Source organism: Kitasatospora sp. NEAU-CNBT7, from assembly GCF_057220535.1.
In genome coordinates, this window is record NZ_JBXQQB010000134.1 from 1 (window position 1) to 961 (window position 961).

1 protein-coding gene and 1 pseudogene are annotated in these 961 nt (G+C 61.8%); one reads left to right on the plus strand and one right to left on the minus strand.

Annotated features, from left to right (window positions below):
• Window positions 1-348 precede the first annotated feature (348 nt).
• Window positions 349-540 (minus strand): annotated as a pseudogene (locus AC2TEW_RS39055) (transposase); the annotation flags it as partial.
• A gap of 280 nt (window positions 541-820) precedes the next feature.
• On the opposite strand from AC2TEW_RS39055, the gene AC2TEW_RS39060 reads away from it, so the two are divergent.
• A partial coding sequence (locus AC2TEW_RS39060; protein WP_484627860.1) for a transposase occupies window positions 821-961 on the plus strand: 141 nt, incomplete at its 3' end.

Here is a 961-nt window from a genome sequence, read left to right on the forward strand (position 1 = left end):
ACTCCGAGCAGGGACAGGACATGGCAGACTGGCGCACCGAAGCTCCGTTGCTGGTGGACGACTCGCGAGGTCATCAACCACAACGGAGCTTCATCTGCTTCGGACACCCATGCTGACCAGGAACGATCCAAGATCAACTAACTTTGCATCAGCCCTGGGCGGGCATGGGCGATGATGTTCGGGCAGGCACGGTTTCGCTCGGTTCTCATGGGTCTCGACAACCACATGATCACCGGCACCGTGCCTGCACTGCGTTCCGGGGAACAACCATCCCTAGAACGAGACATGACGTCACATCATATCACAAGACCGGCGACCCGGACCGATCTCGAACATGCAATGCCCCTGGAGGTACTTCCAGGGGATTCCGGTGCGGTTGATGTAGAGGATCGCGTTGAACACGTCGCGCAGTTCGACCTGTGCCGGTTTGCCGGTGGGCCGGCGGTCGGGCCGGGCTTTCCTCCAGGCTGTCAGTTTCGGCTCGATCAAGGCCCATCGGGCGTCGGACAGGTCGCTGGGGTACGGCTTCCGTTGGCTCACGACACAGCGTGAGCATGACTGTGGCGGAGGGTCCGGTTCCGCTGCTACTCCGGCGGTTCTATGACTTCTTCAAACCAGACGGACCTCAGGGCCCATAAGCGGATGAGGCGGGCTGCCAAGCTCGCGGTCAAGAGAAGGACATTATTCCTTTATCGCTCATATCGCCATGAAGGTGGACAGGGACAAAGGCCGTGTACAGGAATAGAGCTATCAGAACGCCCACTCAGACCGCGTTTGAGATCTGCCGTGTCCCGTTGCCGAGGCGTTCGTTGAGCCCTCTGTGAGCGGTGTTGGGGGTGGGTATCCGTCGGACCTGACGGACGAGCAGTGGGCGCTGGTGGAGCCGTTGCTCCCGCCGGCGCGGGTGGGTCCGAAGGGTGGCCGGCGGGAGAAGCATCCGCGGCGGCGGATCGTGGACGCG